Annotated in this window: 30 protein-coding genes and 1 pseudogene; 17 read left to right on the forward strand and 14 right to left on the reverse strand. The window is 71.2% G+C overall.

The window, feature by feature from the left end:
* Positions 1-72: 72 nt before the first annotated feature.
* The 3 genes from BG452_RS23660 to BG452_RS23670 form a co-directional block, all read right to left on the reverse strand.
* The gene (locus tag BG452_RS23660; protein ID WP_188306362.1) at positions 73-1,101 is read right to left on the reverse strand and encodes a hypothetical protein; all 1,029 of its coding nucleotides are present in this window, start codon (positions 1,099-1,101) and stop codon (positions 73-75) included.
* A 706-nt stretch (positions 1,102-1,807) separates the two neighbouring features.
* Entirely contained in the window at positions 1,808-2,605 is a 798-nt protein-coding gene (locus tag BG452_RS23665; protein WP_188306363.1) for a hypothetical protein, read from the reverse strand.
* Positions 2,544-4,457: a hypothetical protein gene (locus tag BG452_RS23670; RefSeq protein WP_188306364.1), complete on the reverse strand. Its 1,914-nt coding sequence runs from the start codon at positions 4,455-4,457 to the stop codon at positions 2,544-2,546. The genes BG452_RS23665 and BG452_RS23670 overlap by 62 nt, the downstream gene beginning before the upstream one ends.
* Positions 4,458-4,964: 507 nt before the next feature.
* On the opposite strand from BG452_RS23670, the gene BG452_RS23675 reads away from it, so the two are divergent.
* Together BG452_RS23675 and BG452_RS23680 are read left to right on the forward strand one after the other, a co-directional pair.
* Complete coding sequence (locus tag BG452_RS23675) at positions 4,965-5,744, forward strand: HAD-IIA family hydrolase (protein ID WP_188306365.1); 780 nt, start codon at positions 4,965-4,967, stop codon at positions 5,742-5,744.
* 139 nt (positions 5,745-5,883) lie between these two features.
* Positions 5,884-6,249, forward strand: coding sequence for a hypothetical protein (locus BG452_RS23680; protein WP_188306366.1), 366 nt, complete (start codon positions 5,884-5,886; stop codon positions 6,247-6,249).
* A 148-nt stretch (positions 6,250-6,397) separates the two neighbouring features.
* Here the strand turns inward: BG452_RS23680 and BG452_RS23685 are convergent.
* Positions 6,398-6,775 (reverse strand): annotated as a pseudogene (locus BG452_RS23685) (TIGR01457 family HAD-type hydrolase); the annotation flags it as partial.
* Positions 6,776-6,937: 162 nt separating this feature from the next.
* Between BG452_RS23685 and BG452_RS23690 the strand changes: the two are divergent.
* Positions 6,938-8,026 carry a Gfo/Idh/MocA family oxidoreductase gene (locus BG452_RS23690; protein ID WP_188306367.1) on the forward strand — a complete coding sequence of 363 codons (1,089 nt, stop codon included), beginning with the start codon at positions 6,938-6,940 and terminating at the stop codon, positions 8,024-8,026.
* 83 nt (positions 8,027-8,109) lie between these two features.
* Here the strand turns inward: BG452_RS23690 and BG452_RS23695 are convergent, their stop codons facing one another.
* Complete coding sequence (locus BG452_RS23695; RefSeq protein WP_317621192.1) at positions 8,110-8,532, reverse strand: type II toxin-antitoxin system VapC family toxin; 423 nt, start codon at positions 8,530-8,532, stop codon at positions 8,110-8,112.
* A complete protein-coding gene (locus BG452_RS23700; protein WP_188306368.1) occupies positions 8,525-8,809 on the reverse strand; it encodes a type II toxin-antitoxin system Phd/YefM family antitoxin in 285 nt (94 codons plus the stop codon). The genes BG452_RS23695 and BG452_RS23700 overlap by 8 nt, the downstream gene beginning before the upstream one ends.
* Positions 8,810-9,018: 209 nt before the next feature.
* On the opposite strand from BG452_RS23700, the gene BG452_RS23705 reads away from it, so the two are divergent.
* From BG452_RS23705 to BG452_RS23720, 4 genes are all read left to right on the forward strand, one after another.
* Positions 9,019-9,312: a DUF6412 domain-containing protein gene (locus BG452_RS23705; protein ID WP_317621193.1), complete on the forward strand. Its 294-nt coding sequence runs from the start codon at positions 9,019-9,021 to the stop codon at positions 9,310-9,312.
* Positions 9,313-9,447: 135 nt separating this feature from the next.
* Complete coding sequence (locus BG452_RS23710) at positions 9,448-10,152, forward strand: YidC/Oxa1 family membrane protein insertase (protein WP_188306369.1); 705 nt, start codon at positions 9,448-9,450, stop codon at positions 10,150-10,152.
* Positions 10,153-10,388: 236 nt separating this feature from the next.
* Positions 10,389-11,156 (forward strand): CDP-alcohol phosphatidyltransferase family protein, encoded by a 768-nt coding sequence (locus BG452_RS23715; RefSeq protein WP_188306370.1) that lies wholly within the window; start codon positions 10,389-10,391, stop codon positions 11,154-11,156.
* A gap of 174 nt (positions 11,157-11,330) precedes the next feature.
* Entirely contained in the window at positions 11,331-11,924 is a 594-nt protein-coding gene (locus BG452_RS23720) for a hypothetical protein (protein ID WP_223242638.1), read from the forward strand.
* Here the strand turns inward: BG452_RS23720 and BG452_RS23725 are convergent.
* Entirely contained in the window at positions 11,921-12,352 is a 432-nt protein-coding gene (locus BG452_RS23725) for an ArsR/SmtB family transcription factor (RefSeq protein WP_188306371.1), read from the reverse strand. The two genes, BG452_RS23720 and BG452_RS23725, sit on opposite strands and share 4 nt — an antisense overlap.
* 111 nt (positions 12,353-12,463) lie before the next feature.
* Here BG452_RS23725 and BG452_RS23730 point away from each other — a divergent pair, with 111 nt between their 5' ends.
* Positions 12,464-13,453, forward strand: coding sequence for a zinc-binding alcohol dehydrogenase family protein (locus BG452_RS23730; protein WP_188306372.1), 990 nt, complete (start codon positions 12,464-12,466; stop codon positions 13,451-13,453).
* A gap of 209 nt (positions 13,454-13,662) precedes the next feature.
* Positions 13,663-14,499, forward strand: coding sequence for an SDR family oxidoreductase (locus tag BG452_RS23735; protein WP_188306373.1), 837 nt, complete (start codon positions 13,663-13,665; stop codon positions 14,497-14,499).
* Between the two features lie 9 nt (positions 14,500-14,508).
* Here the strand turns inward: BG452_RS23735 and BG452_RS23740 are convergent, their stop codons facing one another.
* Complete coding sequence (locus BG452_RS23740) at positions 14,509-15,063, reverse strand: GNAT family N-acetyltransferase (RefSeq protein ID WP_188306374.1); 555 nt, start codon at positions 15,061-15,063, stop codon at positions 14,509-14,511.
* Positions 15,064-15,195: 132 nt separating this feature from the next.
* Between BG452_RS23740 and BG452_RS23745 the strand changes: the two genes are divergently transcribed.
* Positions 15,196-15,360: a hypothetical protein gene (locus tag BG452_RS23745; RefSeq protein WP_188306375.1), complete on the forward strand. Its 165-nt coding sequence runs from the start codon at positions 15,196-15,198 to the stop codon at positions 15,358-15,360.
* Positions 15,361-15,485: 125 nt separating this feature from the next.
* On the opposite strand, the gene BG452_RS23750 is transcribed toward BG452_RS23745, so the two are convergent.
* The 5 genes from BG452_RS23750 to BG452_RS23770 form a co-directional block, all read right to left on the reverse strand.
* On the reverse strand, positions 15,486-16,274 hold the full coding sequence (locus BG452_RS23750) for an SDR family oxidoreductase (RefSeq protein WP_188306376.1): 789 nt from the start codon (positions 16,272-16,274) through the stop codon (positions 15,486-15,488).
* Positions 16,275-16,397: 123 nt separating this feature from the next.
* Complete coding sequence (locus BG452_RS23755) at positions 16,398-16,973, reverse strand: TetR/AcrR family transcriptional regulator (RefSeq protein WP_188306377.1); 576 nt, start codon at positions 16,971-16,973, stop codon at positions 16,398-16,400.
* Positions 16,974-17,089: 116 nt separating this feature from the next.
* Entirely contained in the window at positions 17,090-17,491 is a 402-nt protein-coding gene (locus tag BG452_RS23760) for a hypothetical protein (RefSeq protein ID WP_188306378.1), read from the reverse strand.
* 362 nt (positions 17,492-17,853) lie between these two features.
* The gene (locus BG452_RS23765; protein WP_188306379.1) at positions 17,854-18,114 is read right to left on the reverse strand and encodes a hypothetical protein; all 261 of its coding nucleotides are present in this window, start codon (positions 18,112-18,114) and stop codon (positions 17,854-17,856) included.
* Positions 18,111-18,476 (reverse strand): ATP-binding protein, encoded by a 366-nt coding sequence (locus BG452_RS23770; protein WP_188306380.1) that lies wholly within the window; start codon positions 18,474-18,476, stop codon positions 18,111-18,113. The genes BG452_RS23765 and BG452_RS23770 overlap by 4 nt, the downstream gene beginning before the upstream one ends.
* 265 nt (positions 18,477-18,741) lie before the next feature.
* On the opposite strand from BG452_RS23770, the gene BG452_RS23775 reads away from it, so the two are divergent.
* The 5 genes from BG452_RS23775 to BG452_RS23795 all read left to right on the forward strand — a co-directional run bounded on the left by BG452_RS23775 (position 18,742) and on the right by BG452_RS23795 (position 22,524).
* Entirely contained in the window at positions 18,742-19,554 is an 813-nt protein-coding gene (locus tag BG452_RS23775) for a helix-turn-helix domain-containing protein (protein WP_188306381.1), read from the forward strand.
* A gap of 3 nt (positions 19,555-19,557) precedes the next feature.
* On the forward strand, positions 19,558-19,743 hold the full coding sequence (locus BG452_RS23780; protein ID WP_188306382.1) for a DUF397 domain-containing protein: 186 nt from the start codon (positions 19,558-19,560) through the stop codon (positions 19,741-19,743).
* Between the two features lie 55 nt (positions 19,744-19,798).
* Positions 19,799-20,485: a hypothetical protein gene (locus BG452_RS23785; RefSeq protein ID WP_188306383.1), complete on the forward strand. Its 687-nt coding sequence runs from the start codon at positions 19,799-19,801 to the stop codon at positions 20,483-20,485.
* A 394-nt stretch (positions 20,486-20,879) separates the two neighbouring features.
* A complete protein-coding gene (locus BG452_RS23790) occupies positions 20,880-21,290 on the forward strand; it encodes a VOC family protein (RefSeq protein ID WP_188306384.1) in 411 nt (136 codons plus the stop codon).
* A 58-nt stretch (positions 21,291-21,348) separates the two neighbouring features.
* Positions 21,349-22,524: a PQQ-binding-like beta-propeller repeat protein gene (locus BG452_RS23795; RefSeq protein WP_188306385.1), complete on the forward strand. Its 1,176-nt coding sequence runs from the start codon at positions 21,349-21,351 to the stop codon at positions 22,522-22,524.
* A 130-nt stretch (positions 22,525-22,654) separates the two neighbouring features.
* On the opposite strand, the gene BG452_RS23800 is transcribed toward BG452_RS23795, so the two are convergent.
* The gene (locus tag BG452_RS23800; protein WP_188306386.1) at positions 22,655-22,957 is read right to left on the reverse strand and encodes a hypothetical protein; all 303 of its coding nucleotides are present in this window, start codon (positions 22,955-22,957) and stop codon (positions 22,655-22,657) included.
* Between the two features lie 189 nt (positions 22,958-23,146).
* Here BG452_RS23800 and BG452_RS47215 point away from each other — a divergent pair, with 189 nt between their 5' ends.
* Together BG452_RS47215 and BG452_RS23810 are read left to right on the forward strand one after the other, a co-directional pair.
* Positions 23,147-23,545 (forward strand): hypothetical protein, encoded by a 399-nt coding sequence (locus BG452_RS47215; RefSeq protein ID WP_262986038.1) that lies wholly within the window; start codon positions 23,147-23,149, stop codon positions 23,543-23,545.
* A 153-nt stretch (positions 23,546-23,698) separates the two neighbouring features.
* Complete coding sequence (locus tag BG452_RS23810; RefSeq protein WP_188306387.1) at positions 23,699-24,898, forward strand: serine hydrolase domain-containing protein; 1,200 nt, start codon at positions 23,699-23,701, stop codon at positions 24,896-24,898.
* Positions 24,899-24,939 lie beyond the last annotated feature (41 nt).

Consider the following 24,939-nt stretch of genomic DNA (forward strand, 5'->3'; position numbering starts at 1 on the left):
CTTCGTCGAACTGGAGGAGACTGGGCAGCCGGGGCTGTCGGCATCGCTCTCATGACAGGTGGGCGGGCTGGCTCAGCCGGTGGCCCTGAACCTGCGGGACGGGAGCACCCGTTCCAGCCAGACCGCGTTCGCGCGGGCGGCCGTCAGGGCGACGTGGACCTTCGGTTCGTCCTCAAGCCGAGGGGCCTCGGTGTTGAACCGTACCTGGATGACGCCAGGGTGGTCGGGGTGGTGGAACTCGAACAGGCACTGCCGCCCGAAGTCCGGGTGTGGTCGGTTGCCCGGGTCGGGTCGGCGGTGGTGGCAGTCGCAGTGTGACTTCAAGATGGTTAGCGGCTGCCCCCATACCGGATTGCGGAACGCCGCCGCGAGTTCGTCGTGGGCCGGGCGGACGCCGTAGGCGTGGCGCAGTTCCCAGATCATGGTCTGGTCTCCGCGCTGCCAGTAGCGACTGCAGAAAGCCGTGGAGACGGTGTGCCACAGCCCAATGCGGCGCAAGAGACCGCTGGTGAGCCAGCGCATCTCGGCCTCTTCGTCGTCCCACTCACCGTGGTGATTACGGAAGTCGCGCTCCACCGCCGCGAGTTGCGGACGATCCCACAGCACCGGCACCCCGTCCTCGGTCGTGTCGTTCCGCAGGTCGGCGAGAAGTTGGCGCCAGCGGCTGGGCGGAGGGCCGGTGAGGGTGAGGTGTGCGGTCGGGGCCTGGAGCAGGCGAAGGTGCAGGCCCCGGTCGTCGATGTGTCCGACCCGTAGTCCGCAGACGCCGAGGAGCTGGTGCGGGCTGGTGCCGGAAGGCAGGATGCTCCTGATCGCATGGTCGGCGACGTCGTAGGGGTGGTCAGGGCGGCTGGTGTACGCGTGGTCGTCGAGGAGGACGTCGGTGCGATCGTCCAGGACACGGGTGGCACGGATGGCAACCGGGTGGGCCGCGTAGGCGAAACCGCCGCTGAACTTGGTGAGGAAGTGGTGCTCGATGAGGGCTTGGTCGTCGCCGGCGGCCCGGATCCCGGCGCGGGCGTCCTGGCCGCTTCGGGCGAAGTACCAGGCCGAGTCGCCGGTGTACCGGCAGAGGAGTCGGCGGTTGGCGCGCGAGCGCATGAGGGTCCTGTTCCCGTGCTGCCGCCGACCTCGGAGCACGACAACGGGGTGTTGGTGCAGCGAGTGCTGAGGGGTGGGCGCGGGCTGCCTGACCGGCTTGGTTCGCCGCGGTTCACCGAGTGGTCGGTTCCGGTGGGGCGAAGGGATCTCCCGCAAGACCTGGACAAAGATTGTCGGAGTGGAACCTGCGGGAGCAAGCCGCCCGGCTGCCTTCCACCCGATCGGCCCAATTCCCGACCGGCAGACCCCGTCCATGGCGGCCGGACAGCGTATCCCCGAGGTGTGGCCCGCCTCGGTCTGGTCGAGGCTCGGCGTCATGGGATCGATCATCGTGTTGTTCGAGCTTGGGCAAGGCGAGGAACCAGGCCCGGACGACGTCGGGCCGGTAGTGCTGGCCGTACACGCTGCAGGCTCGGACCCCGACGTGCCCGAGGACCCGTTGCCGCGCACTCTGTGCGGACTGGACACCGGCCCAATGGAGCACGCCAACTACCGCCCCGCCCGCCCAGGAGCACCTTGGTACCCGCCGCACCTGGCCGATCGGCGGTGCCGAGCGTGCGAGGTAGCCCTGCGGGCCCGGTGAGTTGGCAACTGCGATCCGGCACCGGCAAGGCCCCGAGCCCGGCGTCCTCTCCGTTCTGGGCCCTGCTAGGGAGTTGTTCGGATCTAACGGGGGCAGGCACCATGCCGTCTTGTCCGGCGGTGCTCATCCGCCGCTGTTCGCCTCAGGCAGGGTCAGGTCGGCGGGTCCGCCGATGGTCGTGATGTCGATGATGTCGCTGCCGGTGTTGTCGGGGTTGTACTGGAACGTGAAGCACCAGCTGTGGTCCGCGAGGCGTTGGTATTCGTCCTGGATGGCGCGGTGGAGTGTGACAAGGCCGGGATCGAGGATCCACGTGCCGTCCCGGTAGGGTTCGAAGCCGATCCGGGACCAGGCCCTGCCCAGCCGTTCGACGGCCTGCTCGTATGGAGTGTCGTCACGCTCCAACGGCCCGGGGAAGAGGGCGAAGAGCCCTGTGCCGTGGTTGAGGTGCTTGAGCGCCATGCCGGTGAGGAAGACCCCGAGCCCGTGCCCGCGCAGGCGCCTGTCGAGCTTCACCTCGTCGACGATGATGATCTTCCCGTAGGGCAATGCCAGCTGCTCGTCCAGGTCGCTGCGCAGGCTGCCGGGTTCGGCCTCGTCGTACAACGCCTTGGCGACGTTGAACAGGTCTTCGCTGATCTCGTCGAGGGCGGCGACCGGGTTGGCGCAGTCGGTGGTGTCGACCATCGTGATCCGGATGCCGCCGACACGGGCGTCGGGACAGCCGTCCCACTTGGTGTAGATGCCCACCTCCCATTGGTCGACGCCGTCGTCGAAGTACGGGTCGATCCACTGTTCGCTGGTGTGGACGAGCATGAAGTCGTCGATGCCGAGCGTCTGGACGTTGGTGTCGGAGGTGTCAGTGCGCCCCGGCGCGGTCGTGGCTGTCGGAGTCTCGGTGGGTGGACTGTGCAGGGACATGCTGCAGGGTTCCGGTCTCGTCGTTGTCGGGACGGGTGTGCGGGATGAAGCGGTTCTCGCTGTTCAGTTCGGTGATCTCGGCGCCGGGGACGTCGACGGGCAGATCCTGCGGCGTCGTGAGGATGACCTGGGCGCCGCCGGCGCCGTGAGTGGCTGCCGTCTCGGCGGTCACCTGCAGAACCGCGGAAGCCAGGCGCTCGCCTTCCGGCCCGCCGCCCACGCCGTCGATCGGGGCGTCCAGCCACTGCATGGCCGGCAGGAGTACGTCCGGCATGGTGCTGGCGGCCTCCAGGAGCGTCAGGTGGAGGGCGAGGTTCGCGATACTGATCAGACCAGCGGAAAGGGCCACGTGGCGAAGGGAGCGGCCGTTCACCCGCGGAGTGAACGTCTTCGGGTCGAGACTGGCGGAGCGCACCTTGTCCGGGGCCATCTGCATCATCTTCTCGGCGAAGATCAGCGACAGGTCCGCAGCCGTCCTCTTCCGGCGCTCCTGCGCGTCGCCCTCCGCTTCGGCCCAGGCCGCCCGCGCGTCGTCCGCGTGCTTCGCCGCCTGGTCGGCCGCACGCTGCAGTTCGACGATGCGCGCCAGTTCCTTGCGGCGTTCGAGCACTGCGGCGTACTCGGCCTTCGCCTCGCGTTCAGCAGCGATCGCCTGGGCCAGCGCCGCCTCGCGTGGTGCCACCTCCGCGAGGCGGTACGCCTCCGCTTGGCCGGCCGTGTTGCTGACGTCCTCCTCGGCCTTGCGTCGGACTGCCACGGCCTTCTCCACTGCAGTGTTCCCCGCCTGCAGCGCGTCGTCCGCACCGTGAGCCGCCTTCTGGGCGGATTCGCGTTCCCTGACCCTCCGCTCCAGGCGGGCAGCGCGGCCGGGGTCCGGCTGGCGGCACAACGGGCAGGCTTCCCCCGGTCCGGTTCGCTGGTCGAGGCTCTGCTCGCACTCCGGGCACTGCGTGATCGGCTGGCAGCGTTCCTGCGCGCGCTGCAGTGTCTGGCGGGCCAGGCCCCTCGCCTCATGCAGGGGGCCGAGTGCCTTCTGGGCGCGGTCGGCGTCCGTCGCGCACTGCGACATGCGCTGACGGGCCCGCGCGGCTGTCTGCTCCCGGCCAGTCAGCGCCGCTCGATGTGGGTCGAGTTCACCCGCGAGCCGCTGTGCGTCGGCCGCCGCCGCGTCCGCCCGTTTGGCCAGGGTGGCTGCCGCCGTATCCAGGTCCGCGGCGGTCGGGAGGCCATAGGCCAGCCGCTGCTCCTCCGCCTTGCGCAGGTCTGTCGCCGCCCGGGTCGCTCGGCGCCCGGCGGACGATGCCTCCGCTTTCAGCCTGGCTGCCTTCTCGTCCAGTAGCCCGAAGACCACCTCGATGGTGACAGCCATGTCCTGGGCGGTCGCGCCACCGAAGGCCCGCACACCCGCGTACGCCTGCCTCAGGTACAGCAGCGCCATCACGCTGTCGATGGTGACGCAGCCGCGCGATGTCTCCACCGCGGGGATGCCCATCAACTCCAACGCGAAAGAGCCGGCGCTACGTTGCCCGCCGTTCGACTTCACCGGGAGGACCTCGATCTCCCCCGTCCCAGTGTTGAGGAAGGTGACCTCCTGACGGGCCAGGTCCAGGGTGACGGTCCACGTCCCGGAGTCGACCTCCACGGTGTCCCGGATCGCCTCGACCTGGTCGACGATCACCCCGGTCAGCACAGGCGACGATGCGCCCAGCGCCGCGAAGGCGGCCTCCGCCGCCGTGCTGCACCCCGCGCCGATGCCGGCCTTGAACTGCCTCAGGAACGCGTCGTGACTTCGCCCGTCCCAGGCTCCGTCGATCTGGAACTCCTGCCTGGTGATCCTGAACCTGCCCGGCATCGGGCCCCCATCGCAACTTCGCGGCGCCGCACGGCACGGCTCGACCGACTAACCCCAACGAGGCGCCCTTTTGAAGAGGCACGGGCAACGATCCCGATACAAACCATCGAGGGGCGGCAATACGGTCATGTTGACGACGCCGCCCCTGCTCCGAAGACCGAACGGGCGTTCAACGGCGCACTCCTTAGCGGTGGTGCGGTCGGTCTCGCCATCACATGAACCGCCCCCTGTTCCACGGTGGTCGTGCCGCGTCTCACACCGCTCTCCGCACTGGGGCTTCGAAAGAGAAGCAAAGGCCCAACCCACCCTGGGTCACCGCCCGGACCGTGGCCAGACGAGGAGATCCCCTGCAGGCATGACGTACAGCCCCACCAGCCGAACACCCCTACGAGCGAAGCCCCGGGGCGACTAGGCTGGCCCGAGTTGGGGCAGCCAGTGGCGCCCGGCCGGCCGCTGGTGTCCGGTTCGGTGCGATCAGAACCATCGCAAGACCAAGGAGACACCAACGTGGCAGAGCGCAAGCCCATCGAGTCCTGGCTGACCGACATGGACGGGGTCCTCATCCACGAGGGCACCCCGATCCCCGGCGCCGACGAATTCCTCCGGAAGCTGCGGGAGTCCGGTAAGCCGTTCCTGGTGCTGACCAACAACTCCATGTACACCCAGCGCGACTTGCACGCCCGGCTCGCTCGAATGGGACTGGACGTTCCGGTCCAGCACATCTGGACCTCCGCCCTGGCGACGGCGAAGTTCCTCGCCGATCAGCGCCCTGGCGGGACCGCCTACGTTATCGGGGAAGCTGGCCTGACTACGGCGCTTCACGAAGTCGATTACGTCCTTACGGACACCGACCCCGACTTCGTAATTCTCGGAGAAACGCGAACCTACTCCTTCGAGGCGATGACCAAGGCCGTCCGCCTCATCAATGACGGCGCTCGATTCATCGCAACTAATCCGGACGAGACTGGCCCCTCCGCCGAAGGCGCGCTTCCCGCTACCGGGGCCGTGGCAGCGCTCATCACGAAGGCGACGGGCGTGGAGCCCTACTTCGTGGGTAAGCCGAACCCCTTGATGATGCGCGCCGGCCTGAACGCCATCGGCGCCCACTCGGAGCACAGCGCGATGATCGGCGACCGTATGGACACCGACATTGTCTCGGGCATGGAAGCCGGAATGTCGACCTACCTGGTTCTCACCGGCTTGACCCAGGCCGAAGACGTCGAGCGCTTTCCTTACCGCCCGACCCATGTGGTCAAGTCGATTGCCGACCTGGTCGAATTGATCTGATCACCTTAGGCGAACAGGTTTCCCATCCAAGGTGACCACCGCGAGAGAACGCTCAGCCACCGCCGACTTTGTCACTCCTGGCGGCTAGGGTCTGGAACCGTTCCCTCCGCACCAACGGTTACGCCCAAGGAGTAGTGCAGTGACAGTTCCAGATTCCGCCCACCAAGGGCTGCCTGCACTGTTCATGGCGGAACTCTCGGTTTGGCGAGACCGCTGGGGGTTGCGCATCATCGGCCCTGACCGCCAGGTCGTAACCGCGGCGAATATCGACCTCGGCTCTGCCGATCGCCACGTCACTGCACAGGCGGACGATCCAGGCCGATGGCTGATCGACGTCAGCGGCGAGACCGTTCCCGTGCCTCCGCTGGACGAAGCGGCCCAGGCAGCCGGAGCGGCCGGCTTCGTGATCGCCGAGGCCGCCCGATCCGACAGCAAGACGGCCCGGGGTTGGACCCAGGTCACCCGCGAGATGTGGACCTCGCCGTGCCAACCCGGGGCAGCCTGACACGCTCCCAAGCCCGAAGTTCGGGAACCCCATAGAACGACGAAGGCCCTCCCGCTATCGTGGGAGGGCCTTCGCGGCGTCGAGCTAGCTGTAGTCGACTTGTGACGGATGGCAACGAACCGCAGGTCAGGGCCAAATACGTTTTACTCGTGCGGGTCTCGCCGAGGACGACGTAGTCGGGGTTGTTGTCGGTCAGCACGTAACCGGCCTGGTAGAGCGCGGTGGTGAGGCCGGCCTCGCCGATCACGTACGCGGTGCCGTTCGGGCGCTGGCCCTTGAGGAACTTGGCGGTGGCCAGGGCGGAGGTCCAGATGCACTCCTCCGGCACCTCCAGGCCCATCCCGGCCAGGCGGGCGCTGAGGTCGCGCGGGGTGTAGATGGAGTTGTTGGTGAGGACGAGGAAGGGCTTGCCGGACTCCCGCAGCCTGCGCAGGAACTCCTCCGCGCCGGGGATCGGCGTGCCCTCGTGGATGAGGACACCGTCCATGTCGGTCAGCCAGGACTCGATGGGCTTGCGGTCTGCCACGTGCGTGTCTCCTGAAGTGTTGCAACGTCGTGCGGAGGGCCCTGACGCGGCCAAGCCTAATCGGCGCCGGTGGCCGGGGACAGGACGTCCCGCTGGGCGGGATGCGGCGGGCGACCTGCGGAAACCGGGAGCAACCGGGCGCCCCGTGATTGAGTGGGCGGCATGAACCCGCAGACGCCCCGCTCCCCGCACGACCGCCCGCTGCGCGTCGGACTGATCGGCTACGGCCTGGCCGGTTCCGCCTTCCACGCCCCGCTCATCGCGACCACCCGGGGGCTGCGGCTGGACGCCGTGGTCACCGCCAACCCCGAGCGCCGCGAGCAGCTGCGGCGCGAGCACCCGGGCGCCCGCGTCGTCGACACCCCGGAGCAGCTGCTCGCCGACCCGGACGCGCTGGACCTGGTGGTCATCGCCTCGCCGAACCGCACCCACGCCCCGCTCGCCCGCGCCGCCCTGCGGGCGGGCCTGGCCACCGTCGTGGACAAGCCGCTGGCCGCGACCGCCGCCGAGGCGCTGGAGCTGTGCCGGCTCGCCGAGGAGCGGGGCGTGCTGCTGTCCGTGTTCCAGAACCGGCGCTGGGACGGCGACTTCCTCACCGCGAGCCGGCTGGTGCGCGGCGGCGCGCTCGGCCGGGTGCACCGCTTCGAGTCCCGCTTCGAGCGCTTCCGCCCCAAGCCCAAGCCGGGCTGGCGCGAGCTGGCCGACCCGGCCGAGGTCGGCGGCACCCTGTACGACCTGGGCAGCCACCTGGTCGACCAGGCGCTCACGCTGTTCGGGCCGGTCGAGACGGTGTACGCGGAGATCGACGTACGGCGCGACGGCGCGGTGGTGGACGACGACGCCTTCCTCGCGCTGACCCACGCCTCCGGCACCCGCTCGCACCTGTGGACCAGTGCGATCACCCCGCTGATCGGCCCCCGGCTGCGGGTGCTCGGCGACGCCGCCGGCTACGTCAAGCACGGCATGGACCCGCAGGAGGCCGAGCTGCGCTCGGGCCACCGCCCGGACGGCGCCCACCCGTGGGGCACCGACCTGCCCGAGCGGTACGGCACCCTGGGCACCGACGAGTCCGCGGTCTCCCTGCCCACCGACCCGGGCGACTACCCCGCCTACTACGCGGGCATCGCCGCCGCCCTGGCCGCCCCCGGCACCCCGCCGCCGGTCGACCCGCGCGACGCGGTGGCCACCCTCGCCGTCCTGGAGGCCGCCCGCGCCTCGGCGGCCACCGGGACGACGGTCCGACCGGCCTGACGGCGGCGGCCGAGCTGGCGGCTGCGGCCGGGTCCGACGGCTGCGGCCGACCTGGCGACTGCAACGGGACTGACACCTGCGGCTCAGATCCCGATGACCTCCACCGCCGAGCCCAGGCCCCGGAAGTCGGCCACGTTGCGGGTGTACAGCGGCAGTCCGTGGGCGGAGGCGACGGCGGCGATCATCAGGTCGATCCGGCGCGGCCGCGGCTGCCGTCCGGCGGCGATGGTCAGGGTGACGAGGGTGCCGTAGCGGGCGGCGGCGGCCGCGTCGAAGGGCAGCGGGTCGAAGTCGGCCATCGCCGCGCCCAGCACCTCCAGCCGGGCGGCCCGGCTGATCGGGTCGCGCGCCATCGAGACGCCCTGCTGGAGTTCGGCGAAGGTGATCGCGGTCAGCTCGGGCACCGCGGGCAGGTCGGTGGGGTTGAGCAGGGCCAGGTCGATGTAGACGCAGGTGTCCAGCACTCCGGCGGGCCGCCGCCGGGGTGCTCTCCGGCGCTCAGCCACGCCGGCGCTCGAACGGGTCGTCGCCCTCGTCGCCCACGAGTTCGTCGGGGCCGAAGTACTCCTCGGCCTCCTTGCGCATCTCCTGGTAGTCGACCCTCGGCAGTTTGACGTGCCGGGCCACCAGTTCCTCCGCCGTGAGCCGCCGTCGCGCGGACACCGGCCGCAGCTCCGCGACCTCGACCCCGTTCCTGGTGATGTGGAAGATCTCCCCGGCCTCGACCGCGTCCATCACCGCGGCGGAGTTGTTCCGGAACTCCCGCTGGGTAATCGTCTTCATGGCTTCCACGGTAGCCCCGTGTAGCACGGGTGGCTACACCTCGGGCGGTGCGGCGGGAACCCGGCGGGCCGTACGATCGTCCTGCTGGACGTCCGAACACGGCAGACCGCGTGCGCACGTCCGAACTTCCGAACTTCCGAACTTCCGAATGACCGAACGCCCGAACGCCCGAACGTCCGGAACCGGGAACACACCGAGAGGGGGCCGCCGTGAGTGTCGTGGCGATGCTGCTCGGCCTGCTCCGGGTGCTGACCGGACAACTGGTGACCGACGGCGGCGCGCTGGCGTCCGTCGCCGCGATGGCGGCCGTGGTCCTGGTGGCCGGTGCGGTCGCGGGGGCCTTCACCGGGCGGCGGCTGCTGGGGGCGCGAGCCCCGGCGGCGGTGCGCAGCGGGGTGCTGCGGCGCCGGGCGTTCCGTACGGCGTTCCTTCCGCAGCGTGATCCGGACGCCCGGGGCAGGCGACGCCCCAGGGCGCCGGGGGCGGCCCCGGCGGCCGCGTAGTCCCGCAGTTCCTCCGTACGGTTCCCGTGCGGGCACGGCTTCCCCGTGCTTTCCCCCGGGTTCCCCCGTACGTCCTTTCGCGGCCGTCCTCCGCCGACCACTCATGTTCTGAGACCCCGGAGGGCTCGCTTCACCATGTCCGTTCTGTCTGTTCTCGACCCGGCCGTCACCGTCGCCCACGCCGTGGTCTCCTCGATCGCCCAGGTCCTGCCGACCGCGCTGGCGATCGTCCTGTTCGTCCTCGCCGTCCGGCTCTGCCTGCACCCGCTGGCGCGGGCGGCGGCGCGCGGGGAGAAGGCCCGTTCCAAGCTCGCGCCGAAGGTCGCCGAGCTGAACACCAAGCACAAGAACAACCCGGAGAAGGCGCGCGAGGCGCTCGCCGAGCTGTACCGGAAGGAGCAGGTCTCGCCGTTCGCGGGCTGCCTGCCGATGCTGGTGCAGATCCCGTTCTTCTCGGTGATGTACCGGCTGTTCACCACCCCGAACGACCTGCTGGACCACACCCTGTTCGGGGTGCCGCTGGGCCTGCACATCGGGAACGCGCACGGCGCCGGGCAGTTCGCGGTGTTCGCGGTGCTGGAGGCCGGGCTGGCGGCCGTCGGGTACGTCAACTACCGCCGGGCCCGGCGGGCGGCGGCGGCCGCTGCGGCGACGCAGGCCACCCCGCAGCCGGGGGCGGCGCTGATGCCGTACCTGTCGTTCGCCTCGGTGCTGTTCGCGCTGCTGGTGCCGGTGGCCGCCGCGCTCTACCTGGTGACGACCAGCGTGTGGTCGGCGTCCGAACGGGCCTGGCTGTACCGGGGTACGGGCCAGGTCCCGGCGACGGCGCTGGCGGTCTAGCGGGGTTCCGGGCCCCCGCCCGCCGGGCCGGCCTGCGCGGCGGTGAGCCGCCGGTAGTCGGCGGCAGGCGGCGGTAGGCGGCGGAGCCGTGCCCGAGGGGGCGGCGTCGGCGGCCTCGATCCGGTCGGGCAGCGGGGGGTGCCGTCGTGCCCGGCCGGTCGGACGCCCCGCCCGGAGGCCGTAGCCTGTGGTGATCGTTTCGGGTCCCGTCTCGGGACAGGTGGAGGGATGTCGTCATGGTGGCTGCTCCGGCGCTCGCCGAGCTGCGCGAGGTGTGCCAGCCGCAGGCCAAGCTGCAGAGCCGCAACGGTGAGCACTGGGCGGGCCGGCTCTACATGCGGGCGATCTCGCTGCGGACCACCCGGCAGCTGGTGCGCACCTCGGTCTCGCCGAACACCCTGACCTGGGTGATGGTGGTGTGCGGGGTCGGCGGCGGCGCGGCCCTGCTGATCCCGGGCCTGACCGGCGCGGTGCTGGCGGCGGTGCTCTTCCAGCTGTTCCTGCTGTTCGACTGCGTGGACGGCGAAGTGGCGCGCTGGAAGCGCCAGTTCAGCATGGCCGGGGTGTACGTGGACCGGCTCGGCGCCTACCTCGCGGACGCCGCGCTGATGATCGGCGCGGGCGTGCGGGCGGCGCGCGGGGGCTCGGAGCTGTGGGTGTCGGCGGGCCTGGCGGCCGCGCTGGGCGTGGTGCTGCTCAAGGCCTCGACGGACCTGGTGGACGTGGCCCGCGCCCGCAGCGGGCAGCCGCCGGCGGGCGAGGAGTCGACCCAGCCGCGCTCCCAGGGCATCGCGACGGCCCGCCGGTTCGCCTCGATCTTCAAGATCCACCGGGTGACGAACGGCATCGAGGCGTCGCTGGTACTGCTGGCGGCGGCCGTGGTGGACGCCGGGCTGCACAACCTGGACGCGACCCGCTGGACGCTCGCCGGGATCACGGTGATCACCTGGGGGATGGTGGTGGCGCACCTGGCGTCGATCCTGTCCTCCTCGCGGCTGCGCTGAGCCGCGGGGCCCGGGCCGCACCGAGCCGCGGGGCCCGGGCCGCACCGAGTCGCGGGGCGGAGCCGCACCGAGCCGCAGGGCGGAGCCGCCCCTCCCCCGCCGGGGGGAGGGGTCCGGCGCAAGCCCGTTGCCGGGCGGACGCGGGGGCACCGGACCGCCCGGGAGGGTGGAGCCATGACGACGCCACCGTCCACCGACGCCGCTGCCTCCGCCGCCGTTCCCGCCGCTTCTGCCGCTTCTGCCGCTTCCGCCGTGCCCGCCCCGCCCCGCTGGGCCGTCCGCGCCGCCCACCTGGCCGCGGTCACCGCCCTGCCGACCGGGCTGTGGCGACTCGGACTGGTCCTCGGGCGGCACGGCGGCTACACCGACGCGGGCTACCACGCGGTGGGCTTCACCGGCTGGGACGCGGTGTGGCCGCTCACCCTGAGCGTGCTCACCGAGGCGCTGGCGCTGCTCACCCTGGGCCTGGTCCGGCCGTGGGGCACGGTGCCGCCGCGCTGGATCCCGTTCCTCGGCGGGCGGCCGGTGGACCCGCGCCGGGTCGTGCTGGCGGCCTCGCTGGGCGCGGCCGGGCTGACGGTACTCTGGACGCCGTTCCTCGCCTGGTGGGCGGTGCCGCACCCGGACATGACCCCGCTCGGGCACCTGCTGGTCGGCTTCCTCTACCTGCCCGCGGTCGCCTGGGGCCCGCTGCTGGCGGCGGTCACCGTCTCGTACCACCGGCGGCACCGCGCGGTCGCCGCGCACCCCCTGGCCGTCGGCCGTTAACCGTGCCAGGCCGGTTCGGAGCCGGACGCGGAGTCGGGCGCGGAATCTGACGTGGAGCCGGACGCCGAGCCTCGCCCGGAGTCGGGCGCGGAGCCGGGCTCGTTGCGGGCGAGCGCGGCGAGGACGGTGTCGAGCAGGCCGGGGAAGCGCCGTTCGAGGTCGACCGTCCGCAGGGCGGAGAACCGGCGGTTGGCCTCCTCGCGCTGGCTGATCACCCCGGCCTCGCGCAGCACCTTGAAGTGGTGGCTGAGGGTGGAGGGCGCGACCTCCACCGGGAAGGTGCCGCAGGCCCGTTCGGGCTCGGCGCGCAGGATTCGGGCGATCGTCATCCGGGTGGGGTCGGAGAGCGCGTGGAGGACGTCGTACAGGTCGATCTCCTCGGCCGCGGGGTGGGCGAGGGCCGGTCGGCGGCGGGTGCTGCGGGGCACGTTCAGACCTCCTCTGATCTGCGATGTTCGACAAACGCCGAAACGAAGTGGTACCACTGTGGCGCAAACAGTTTCGTCGTTCGTCGAACATCGTAGTCGAGGGGGCCCGACATGCGCGCACTGGTGATGACCGCACCCGGTGGAGCCGAGAATTCCGAGATCCAGCAGATCGACGCACCGCACCCCGGCCCCGGCCAGGTGGCGATCGACGTCGCCTGGGCCGGACTGAACTTCGTGGACGTGATGGCCCGCCGGGGCGACGGCGGGTACACCGCCGAGTGGCCGTACCTGCCGGGCAAGGAGGTCTCCGGCACGGTCCGCGCGCTCGGCGAGGGCGTCACCGGGCTCGCCGTGGGCGACCGGGTCGCGGCCGCACCGGTCGGCGGCGGGCTGGCCGAGGTCGTGCTCGCCGACGCCGCACTGACCGTCCCCGTCCCGGACGGGCTGGCGCTCAGCACCGCTGCCGCCGCCCCGCTCGGCCTCGCCACCGCCGTCCTGCTGCTGACCGACGCGGGCCGGCTGACCGCCGGGGACAACGTCCTGGTCCACTCGGCCGGCGGCGGCATCGGCAGCGCGATCGCCCAGCTCGTCCCGCTGCTCGGCGGCGGAGGCACCCTGATCGGCACCGTCGGCCGCCCCGAGAAGGCCACCGCCGCCGTCGGCCTCGGCTACCACCACGCCTTCGCCCGCGACGAGAAGCTCGCCGACGCCATCCGCACCGCCACCGACGGCCGGGGCGTCGACCTCGTCCTCGACCCGCTCGGCACCACCGCCCTGGACCTCGACCTCGCGGTCGCCGCACCCGGCGGCCGGATCGTCCTGTTCGGCAACGCGGGCGGCGGCGAGGTCAGCGACCTGCCCACGCTCGGCCGGCTGATGGGCGGCAACCTCTCCGTCACCGGCTTCAGCCACCGCGGCTTCGCCGCCACCGCCCCCGAACGCCTCGCCCGCGCCATCCGCACCACCCTCGACCTGCAGGCCGAGCACGGCCTCACCATTCCGCTCACCGAACTGCCCGGCCTGGAGGCCGTACCGGCCGCGCACGACGCGATGCAGGAAGGGCGGGCCACCGGCAAGTACGTGGTGCGGGTCGCCGGTTGACGGGTGTCACATGACGGACGCCGGGCGCCACGGCCCGGCCGGTCGGCGTGAGCGAGCCGGCCACGGCCCGGTGCCCGTCGGACAACTCGGTGACGGCGAAGGCGGATTCGACCTTCCGGCGCGGCGGCTACGGCGGCTGCGGCGGAGGCTGCGGAGGCTGCGGCGAGCGCTGCGGGCATAGGCCGGGCCGGGGCCGCGTTGGGCCCGGCATGACCGAGATTCTGGTGATCGGCGCGAACGGCAGTGTGGGCAGGCACGTGGTGGCCTCGCTCGCTGAGGGCGGGCACGAGGTGCGGGCGCTGGTGCGGGACGGCGCCAAGGCCGCGCTGCCGGTGGGCGTGGAGGCCGTCCAGGGTGATCTGGCGGTGCCGGAGAGCCTGGTGGCCGCGCTCGGCGGCGGGGTGGAGGCCGTCTACCTGATGTGGCCCGGGATCCCGGTGCAGCCGCGGGTGGTGGAGCTGATCGCCGAGCACGCCGGGCGGGTCGTCTACCTGTCGACGGATGTGCCGGATCTCGCGGACGACGAGCCGGCCGTGATCTTCCACCAGGAGATCGAACGGCTGATCCGCCGGTCCGGCCTGGAGTGGACCTTCGTGCGGGCGATCGACTTCGCGGGCAACGCGCTCGGCTGGGCCGACCAGGTCCGCACCGGCGTCGTCCGCTGGCCGTACGGGCGGGCCCGCCGTTCGCTGGTCCACGAGCGCGACATCGCGGACGTGGCGGTGCGGGCGCTCACCGAGGACGGGCACGACGGCGGCAAGTACCTGGTCACCGGGCCGGAGTCGATCGCCCACGCCGAGCTGGTGCGGATCATCGGCGAGGAGCTCGGCACCGAGGTGCGCTGGGAGGAGCTGGAGCCCGGGACGGCCCGGGAGCAGCTGACGGCGGCCTGGGGCAACGCGGCCTTCGTGGAGTCCCGACTGCGGGCCTGGGAGTCGTTCACCCGCGAGCCGGAGCGGGTGACCGACACGGTCGAGCGGGTGCTCGGCCGCCCGGCCCGCAGCTTCCGCTCGTGGGTGCGGGAGCACGCGGAGGCCTTCCGCTGACCGGCGGTGTCAGTCCCGTTCGACGGCCAACTCGATCTCCCGGCGGGTCTCGTCGCCCGGCACTGGCACGGACACGCCGGAGTGCTTGAAGCCGGCCCGCACGTACATCGCCTCGGCGCGGGCGTTGGACTCGTGGACGAACAGCCGGACCCGCTGGATCCGGGGCTCGGTGATCGACCAGGAGCACTCCTGGGCGGCCCGGATCAGCTCGTTGGCCAGGCCGGTGCCGCGCGCCTCGGGGCGGACGTAGACGCCGACGATGTGGGTCTGCGGGACGGTGATGACGTCCCCGCCGAGGGCGCCCGCCCCGCCGGGCCGCTCGACCAGCACCGTCATGGTGCCGAGCCAGTGGCCGTCGGCGGCCTCCGCGACGAGTTGGTGCACGGAGTCGCCCTCGGCGGCTCCGGCGGTGCGCTCCTGCCAGAACTCGTCGGGCCTGGCGGCGGCGTTCTCGTGGGTGTCCAGGAAGGCGATGTTCGCGACCGGGTCCCGCAGTGCGGCCAGGCGGATCTCCTTGACCCGCTCCCACTCGTCGGTCCGTACGCGTCTGATGTTGGCGCTCATCACATGATCGTCAGCAGTTCGAACCCTGCGCGCAACCCCATTTCGAGGCCCGCGCACCGCCGTTGACCGATCGTCTACCGGCGACTGGCCTACTGAGGGTCAGAGATCCGTTGACGAACCGGGAGGACCATCATGCTCAGGAGAGCAGTCCGCACAGTGATCGGCGTTGCGGCGGCCCTGCTGCTCGGCGCCGCAGGCGCCTCGGCCCACGCGGCCGCGGCCCCGCCCGCCCCGGTGGCAGCGACGGGCGCGGCGGCGCCCGAGGCCTGCGGGGGCACCGCCATGGGCTGTCTCTGACCTGCCACCTCATGCCGACGGCGGCCTGCCCGGCGATGTCTCACCGCCGGGCAGGCCGCCGTCTCACACGATCACGACCAGCTGCCCGCCCCCATCGGCCGGCGGCGGGATGACGGGGACGAGGATCAGGCGGTCTTGAGGGTGCCGCCGTCGATGACGTGGTCGGCGCCGTGGATGTTGGCGGCGCGGTCGGACAGCAGGAAGGCGACCAGGTCCGCCACCTCCGCAGGCTCCGTGAGGCGCCCCGAGGCGATGCCCATCTGGCCGGGCAGCCCGGCGAGCAGATCGCCGTGGCCCACGCCGGACGCCGAGGCCACCCTGCCGCCGAAGCCGTCCGGGTCGGTCCAGAGCGGGCTGGCGACGACGCCCGGGGAGACGGTGTTCACCCGGACTCCGCGCGGCGCCAACTCCTCACTGAGCCGCTTGCCGAACAGGGTCAGCGCGGCCTTGGCCTCCGCGTAGCCCACCGGCGCGCCGGTGGGCGTACGGGCGTTGACCGAGGAGATGTTGACGATCGCGCCCCCGCGTTCCAGGATGCTCGGCAGCGCAGCCCTGGTGGTCCACACCGCGCTGAACAGGTTGAGGTCGAAGAGCCGCTGCCACTGTTCGTCGTCGGTGTCCAGGAACCCGCCGAGGGACAGTCCGTCCGGGTCGCCCGCGCCGACGTTGTTGACGAGGAAGTCGATCCCGCCGACGGCGGCCAGCGCCTGATCGACGATCGACCGTGCCCCGTCGCGGGTGCTCAGGTCGACGGACACGGCGGCGGCCGCGACCTCCTTCAGCTCGGGAGTGACGGTCCGGGCGGCGCCCACCACCCGGACTCCCTCCGCGGCCAGGGCCTTCGCGATCGCCAGGCCGATACCGCGACTCGCGCCGGTGACCAGCGCGGTCCTTCCGTTGATGCCCAGGTCCATGGGTTCCCCCCTCGTGTTCGAACTCTTGCCGAACGTGTCGGATGACGTTTTCTTGAACTACGCTTTCTTGAACTACAGGTCCAGAATCGGGGCACAAAGAACCACGGCACGGGGCCGCGTTGTTCAGAGGCCCGCCAGGGCCGTGTCGATGATCCGGACGAGGACCGGCCGGTCGAAGGTCTTGCTCATGACCCGCAGGCCCGCGAGGACGGTCTGGAGGTACAGGGCCTGCTCCCTCGCGTCGACGCCCCGGTCGACGTCACCGTCCCATCGCCCCCGCTCGATACGGGCGGCGAGCAGCTCGACCATCCGCTCCTCCATGCGGTGCACCGCGCGGGTGGCCTCCTCGTCCCGCCCGCCGAGTTCGGTGACGGTGTTCTGGGCCAGGCACCCGCGCCGGACCGGTCCGTCCAGGTCCATGTCCACGAGCAGCAGGAAGTACGCGCGGATGCCGTCCTTGGCGGTGCCCGGCCGGGAGAGGAACTCCTCGGTGATCTCCGAACCCATGCGGTCGTAGAGGTCCAACGCCCGGGCAAACAACTGCCGCTTGGAACCGAAGGAGTGGTACAGGCTGCCCTTGGCCACCCCGGTCGCCTCGGCGAGGTCGGCCGGGGAGGTGTCGGTGTAGCCCTTGGTCCAGAAGGTCTCCATCGCCTGTGCGATGACCACGTCCGGTTCGAAGCTCTTCGGCCTGCCCATGCCCCTACCGTAGTGATTATTTGACCTCTAGGTCAACTACTGTGGGGCGGACGGCTCCGGCGAGGCCCCGACCGGCTGGCGGTCGAGGCCTCGCCGGGCCAAGGAGCGTGGCGGCTCTAGAAGTTCGGCTTGAGGAAGCTGCCGTAGGTGTAGGGGCCGTCCGCCAGCCAGCGCGACGCATGCAGCGTCGCCGGGGACGCGGAGCTGCCGTTGAGCTGGAGCTTGGAGTCCAGGTAGTCGTAGTCGAAGCCCACCGTCACGCAGTCGGTCCAGGTGTAGCTGCCGGCGGCGAGCTTGACCGTACTGCTCACCGAGGGGGCCAGGTCGTGCCAGCCCCAGCCGTAGGAACCGGCGGCCAGGGTGAGGGTCCGCGCCGTGCACGTCTGCGCCATGGTCGAACTGATGGTCGCGGTACCGGTGTTGTAGACGGTGCTGGCCGCGGACGCGGTGGTGGCGGTGCCCAGGACGCCTGCGGCGGCCACCGCCACTGCGGCTACGGCGATCTTCTTGGCGAACATGTGGAGCCTCCCCGTTGTCGATGAACCGCTTGGAACTCGTGCCGTTCGCACCGGAGTTCGCATGGCCGCCGACTCTTCCAACGGCATGATGGAACGTCAAGTCCCGCGTGTCACACAGATTGTGTTGCGCCACTTTGACTGCGGAGGCGTTGACGGATCTCGGCGGCGAGGTGGCGATGAGCGGGGGTGTACGCAGGAAGTCGGACCGGTCGACTTCCTACGTACAGGCGGGGAGCGACGAGGGCTTCACTGCGGGAAGTGGCCGTCCCGGGAAAGGAGTCGGGGCGCGTGCGGTTTCCGCCAGAAGCAGGAGGACCGGGTTTCGCAGAGCGCGCCGACGAGCGCGGCGAGGAGGTTGATGATCAGGAGTCCGAGCATCGGTCACGGTCGCGCTTGTACTCGCGCAGGAGCGCGAGGAGGTTGATGAGGGTGCTCGCGGGAACGTTGCCGAGGCTGACGAGGCGGCGGCCGGCGAGGTTGCTCTCGCCGGGGTGGGCGGACGGCCAGAGGAGGCCGAACTCGCGACCCTCGGTGCGGAGTTCGATGATCAGCTCGGTGAGCTGGCGACCAGTGAGGTGGAGCAGGGCCGGGTCGGCGGGGCGGATGGGGTGGTGGGCGCTCACTCGGCATCGCCGTCCAGCTCGAACCAGACGGTCTTGCCGAGCTCGTGGGGTTCGACGCCCCAACGGTGGGTGAGGCCTTCGACCAGGTGGAGGCCCCGGCCGGACTCGGAGAGGGGGTCCAGCGAGCACCGCGAGGGGAGGGCGGAGGAACGGTCCGAGACACCGACGCGGAGGGTGCTGTCGCGGATGAGGATGACGACGCCCGGGGAGGGGGTGTCGCCGTGGCACCAGGCGTTGGCGATGAGCTCGACCATGGCGAGCTGGGCGTCGGCGATGAGGGACGGGGGCCAGGCCGCGAGGGTGAGGGCGTCCCGGAGGGTGTCGCGGGAGAGGGTGAGAGAGGGGGAGTTGAGGTTGCGCACAGGGTCTCCCAGAGGGGGATGAGTGAGACCGGCGGATGCGTCGCCGTGAACAAGCCCACTGGACTTGGGTGTTCTTCGGTGCCCGAGCGGCGTTACTGACGATCCGTTCGGTGATCGGTGCATCACAGACTGTAGGGCATGATGACTCACATGTGCCACCAGATCCGGAAACATGGTCCACCTGTATCCGCTGGACTGTTGACGAGTCGGCGTAGATGCTTGGGCCATGCCACCACGTACCATCCCGACAGCCCGGCAGGAACGGTTGGGCATCGAGCTGCGGAAGATGCGAGACAACGCCGGCCGGACGACCGCGCAAGCCGCCGCCGTCTTCGGCCTGGATCGAACGAAGATCACCCAGGTCGAAAAGGGGCACTACCCCATCACGGCGGAGCGGGTCCGGACGCTCGCTGAAGCCTTCGGCGAGACCGATACCGAGTACGTAGAAGCCCTTTCAGTCATGGCTGAGGATCGACGCAAGGGCTGGTGGGATGAGTATCGGGGCTTCGTGCCGCAAGGCTTCCTCGACATCTGCGAGTTCGAGCACCATGCAAAGGGCATGTACTCCTACCAGATCTGCCATCCGCCGGGGCCCATGCAGTCGGAGAGCTACAGCCGCGCGATCTTCCAGGACAATCAGGTCCGACTCACGCCGCGCGATGTGGAAACGCGCGTCGAGCAACGAATGCGGCGCTCTGAGATGTTGATGGCAAAGGGCACCCACCCATACACAGCGATCGTCCACGAGGCTGCTCTCCGGATGCAGTTCGGCGGCCGTGATGTGGCACGGGAACAGCTGGACTGGATGCTGGAGTTGTCCCAGCTGCCACATGTCACGCTTCGAGTGATCAGCTTCGCCGCTGGAGGCTTCAAGGGACCTGGCCAGGCCATCTATTACGCGCATGGGCCCGTGCCCCGGCTCGACACCGTCAGCTACGACTCGATGGAAGGGCCGATCTTCCTCCACCTGACTGAGCACCTGGAGGAGTACCGCTCAGTCGTCGAGCAGATGACTGACAGGTCTCTCTCGGTCGAGGACTCCCGCGATCTGATCGCGAAGATCAAGAAGGAGATATAGCCGATGGAGAACCACACGTGGATTCGGCCCAGTGCATGCTCCAACGCAGGTAACTGCCCTGAGGTAGCCATCGCTCCCGATGCCGTCTACATCCGCAGCAGTCTGCTCCCCGACGCCATCGCCCAACTCACCCCCACCGAATGGCGCGACCTCGTCTCCGCCATCCGCAACGGGGAGTTCGACGCCTAACCCCCAACCCCCAGCTGCACCGGCCGGCTCTGTCGGCCGGTGCTTCAATACGTCAATGTCTACCGAGATCGACGACTTCGCCAACAGCATCGGACGCCAGATCCACTCCTACTCCCGTGCCGGCCTCATGACCGCCGACGAGTGGACCCTCATCTCCCGCGCCTACCTCGACCACCTCGGCACCATCCCCCTCTCCACCCCCGAAGCCGAGGCCGTCCTCGCCGACGCCGCCGAAGCCGCAGCCGCCGCGGTCTCCTTCACGGCCTACTACCCCCACGAGCGCTTCCACGTCTTCCTCGACCACGTGAACTTCGGGATGAGCTACGACCTCGCAGCCGAGGCCGACCCCGCCCCCATCAGCGCCCGTCGCTGGATCGACGCCCTCTGCCTCGCGATCCTCACCGACACCTTCGACCGCCACGGCGAGGCCTTCTACTTCACCTGGGAGGGCATGCCCGAGCCCGACGACCTGGCCACCGGCCTCCTCTCCCAGGTCGCCGACGACGACGAGATCGAACTCCCCGCCGACACCGCCGCCAGCCCCGGCCTCCAAGCCCTCCACGCCCTCGACGCCGGCGACCGCCCCGCCTTCGACGCCGCCCTCGCCGCCCTCCTCCACCACACCGTCGACCCTCTCCCGCTCCTCCCCCTCGCGCTCTCCGCCCTCGCCTACCGCGCCCACCAGTGGCTGCCCTCCCCGGACAACAGCCGTCTTCCCCACGCCCTCGTCACCAACTCCTAGCTCCCGGCCCGCCGTCCCGGCACCTGGCCGCCGTCGCGGCTGGGAGATCCGCGCCGAGTCCCGTACCACCCGGCCCGGTTGCTCCGCATTTTGGATCACGGGCGCTGAGCTGCTAATGTTCTTCTCGTCGCGAGGGAGAAGATTCCTCGTCAGGCGTCAGTGGTACTACCAGAGTACGTCCTACTTTCAGTAGGAAGAGTCCGTGCAACCCGGGCCTGGCGCTCCAGAGTCGGACGGGCCCGGCACCTTTCACAGGTGCCGGGCCCGTCCGCGTTTCCGCCCCCGTCCCCGGTCCCACGCCCCCGACCGGCGGACTAGGACCAGCGCCCGATGGCACCCGATCACCGGCTCCCTAGGCTCACACCCACACCCCGCCGCCCCAGGAGCCCGAACCATGCCGGCCGACGCCACCGCGCACATCCGCCTCGCCCGTCCCTCCCGCAACCTCGAAGCAGCCGAGCACTTCTGGGTCTCCGGCCTCGGCCTCGACGTCCTCTACCGGCACACCACGGACGGCACCCCCGGCGAACACTCACTCCTCATGGTCGGCTGGCCCGACGCCGCCTGGCACCTGGAACTCGTCAACGACCCCGCCGCGCCCGTCGAACCGCGCCCCACCGCCGAGGACCTGCTGGTCGTCTACCTCGGCGAACCCGTCGACGACGCCCTGGTCCAGCGGCTGGAACTGCACGGCGGCAGGCGGGTGCCCGCCCACAACCCGTACTGGGACACCTGGGGCGTGACCGTCCAGGACCCGGACGGCTACCTGCTCGTACTCTCCACCCGCGCCTGGTCCGACTCGTAGCAGCGACGGGCCGACACCGCCACCGACACCGGGAACCATGAGGTCAGGGTACGAAGTCATGTACGACGTGAACTCCGACGCAGCAGCAGCACAGAACCCGCCCGCCCCGCCCCGGATCAACCGCAGGCGGCTGCTGTTGAGCGCCGCCGGAGGCGTGGGCGCACTCGCCCTCGCGGGCGGGGCCCGGTGGTGGGCCGACCGGGAGAACGCCCGCGGCCCCCGGCTCTGGAGCACGACGGCCGCGAGCGGGCGGGTCGTCCTCGCCGACGGCGCCCAGCAGGGCCTCTACGTCTCGGGCTACGACGGCAGCGTGCACGCGCTCGACCCGCGCACCGGCGCCGTCCGCTGGAGCCGGGCCGTCGACGCGCCCGATCCCGTGACCGCGAGCTACGGCGGCCGGCCGTCCGCGGTCGGGGACGGCGTGGTGAGCGTGGCCGCCTCGACTTCCCTGCAGACCCTCGACGCGGCGACCGGGGAAGTCCGCTGGCAGGTACCGGTGTCGGAGTGGCCCGGCCTGCCCTGGGGACAGGGCCCGGTCATCGGGGGCGGCAGCGTGTTCGCGGCCCACGACGGCTCGCTGCACGCCTACGACACGGCCACCGGCGAGCCCCGCTGGAGCAAGCCGTTGGGGTCCTCGGGCTTCCTGGCCCTGGACGGCGACACCGTGTACGCCGTCGGCAAGGAGTTCGGCGCCCGCGCGTTCGACGCGCGCACCGGCGAGCAGCGCTGGGCCCAGGACTCCGTCCTCGGCGCCTACGGCGCCCCCGTCGTCCAGCAGGGCGCCGTCCTGCTGATGTACGCCGCCGAGGGCGCCCGCACCACCCAGGTCTGCTCCCTGGACGCGGCCACCGGCCGGGTGCGCTGGCAGCGCCTGCAGCAGGGCTCGACCAACTGCCCGCTGTCGGCCGCGGCCGGGACGGTCTGCTTCCTCAGCGGAACGCGGCTGACCGCGATGGACACCGGGACCGGTGAGCCGCGCTGGACGGCCACCGTGACCGCGGGGCTCGGCCGCGGGGAGAACTCGATGACCGTCGCGGACGGCGTCGCGTACGTCGGCACCAACGACGAGCGGCTGTTCGCCTTCGACCTCGCCACCGGCCGCCCGCGCTGGCAGGACGCACCGGAGGAGCTCCACTCCGACACCGCGTACACCGATGTCTCGCTGGCCGCCGCCGGCCCGACCGTCTACCGCAGCACCCGCAACGGCGTCCACGCCCTCGGCACCCAGGCCTGACCGGCCACCCCGCCGTACGACGACACCGCCGTACGACGACACCGCCATACGACGACACCGCCGAGGACGGGGCGGGGCGGGGCGGGGCGGGGCGGGCGGGGACGGCGAGGACGGCTGACGGGCCCGCTCCTCACCCCGCCCGGCGCCGCCGCAGTTCCCCGAGCCACTCCCGTACCTGCTCGTCGTCGTGCAGGTACGGGCCTCCGGGACCGGTGGCGAGGTCGATCCCGTAGAGCAAGCCCAGGGCCCAGCGGGAGACTTCGTCCCACTCCAGTCCGTCGTCGAGCAGCCAGCGACCCGCCCAGCGGTCGGCCGCGTCCCGCTCCACCCGGCCCTCGGCCACAGCGGTGAACCACCACTCGATCTCGTCGAGGCCGGGCGGGATGGAGGGGTCGCCTGCGGCGACCGGGTCCGGAGAGAGATCGAGAGCCATATTTCCAGTCTGACGACAGGACTTCGTTACATCCAGAAAACGGCCTGATCGCACCGCTTTCGCATGAAGCACCCGGAAGCGGGTTTTCCGCTCTCGGGAGCCCGGGTAGGGCGGAGATGTTCGCACTCCCACGACCTCCAAGTCCGATGCGGAGGCGAATCCTTGAGACACCTACCGAAGGATTTCGCGATGAACCGGATCATCCGCAACGCCCTCGCCACCGTCGTGACCGCCGGCGCCCTCACCGCCGCCGTCGCGCCCGTCGCCATGGCCGCCGAACAGACCCAGCCGGTGGCCGGGGTGCAGGCCCAGGTCCGCAACCCGAAGACGGTCAAGGCCGCCGCCTACAACCAGGCCCGCAGCATCCTCGCCCAGGCCGGCAGCCAGACCGCCGCCAAGTCCCACCCGGCCCACGGCACCAGTGACGTCCCCGTCTCGTACGGCACCAGCCTGCTCGCCGCCGCCCGCGACGAGTTCCGCGCCGCCGACAAGAACCTTCCGGCGAAGGACAAGAAGTCCGACATGTCGATCGCGCACTACAACGCCATTCACAGCGCGGCCAAGACCATGGGCATCGACACCTGGTGACCCCTCCGGCCTGACCCGTCCGGCCCGACCCGTCCGGCCTGACCCGTCCCGCACATCCTCCACACGGAGGCCCGGCTCTCCTCCGGAAGACGGAGGGCCGGGCCCTTCGCCGGGAGGAGGACCGCCCCCGGCACCCGGTGCGAGCGTGACGCCATGACCACAACCCGCCCCGCCCGCCGCCGAATCGGCGCCACCCTCCGCACCGCGACCGTCCTGGCCGCCGTCTCGCTCTCCACCCTCGCACCCAGCGCGGTCGCCGCCCCCTCCGCCGACCAGCCCCGGGCAGCCACCGACTTACAGCCCGAACTGAACGCCCTCGTCGCCCAGGGCACCAGCACCGCCGCCCTCGCCGAAGTCCGCGACCACGGGCAGGCCGTCTGGCGCGGCGCGGCTGGTACCGCCGACCTGGCCACCGGCCGGCCCGCCCCCGCCGACGGGCGGTTCCGGATCGCCAGCGTCACCAAGACCTTCGTCGCGACCGTCACCCTCCAACTCGTCGGAGAAGGTCGGATCCGGCTCGACGACCCGATCGAGCACTACCTGCCCGGCGCCGTACCCAACGGCGGCAACATCACCGTGCGCCAACTCCTCAACCACACCAGCGGACTGGGGAACTACCTCGACGACCCGCAGGTGCGCGACAACACCGAAGCCGGCAACCGGCAGTTCCTCGCCACCGGCCGCTGGATCGAATACACGCCGGAACAGCTCCTCGCCATCGGCGCCGCCGTACCCCCGTACTTCGCCCCCGGCCAGGGCTGGCACTACTCCAACACCAACTACGTCGTCATCGGCATGCTCATCAAGCAGACCACCGGGCACAGCTGGCGCGAGGAAGTGCAGAACCGCATCCTCCGACCCCTCGGACTGCGCCACACCACCCTGCCCACCACCTCCACCACCATCCCCGGCCCGCACGCGCACGGCTACTTCGCGTTCCCCGAGGGGCCGGGGGACGTCACCCGGCTCTCCCCCACCATCGGCGACGCGGCCGGCGCCGCCATCTCCACCACCGACGACCTCACCCGCTTCCACGCGGCCCTCTTCGGCGGCCACCTGCTCGCCCCCGCCCAACTCGACGAGATGACCACCACCGTCCCCGTCCCCCAGGCGCCCGACCACGCTCAGTACGGGCTCGGCGTCGTCCGCTACGAACTCTCCTGCGGCCAGGTCTGGGGCAACACCGGCGAGATCCCCGGCTACTCCACCGGCCTGTTCGGGACGCGCGACGGCAGCCGCCAGTACGCGCTGTCCTACACCGAGTACGACAAGAGCGACCCGGACAAGTCTGCCGGGCTCTACCGGGCCTTCGAGGAGAAAGCCCTCTGCGGCTCCCCGGCCGCCTCGGGCTGACCCCCACGACTTCCGGGGCCCGCGATCCCCGGACCCGCGAC

This window comes from Streptomyces sp. CBMA123, assembly GCF_014596465.1.
Lineage (GTDB): Bacteria > Actinomycetota > Actinomycetes > Streptomycetales > Streptomycetaceae > Kitasatospora.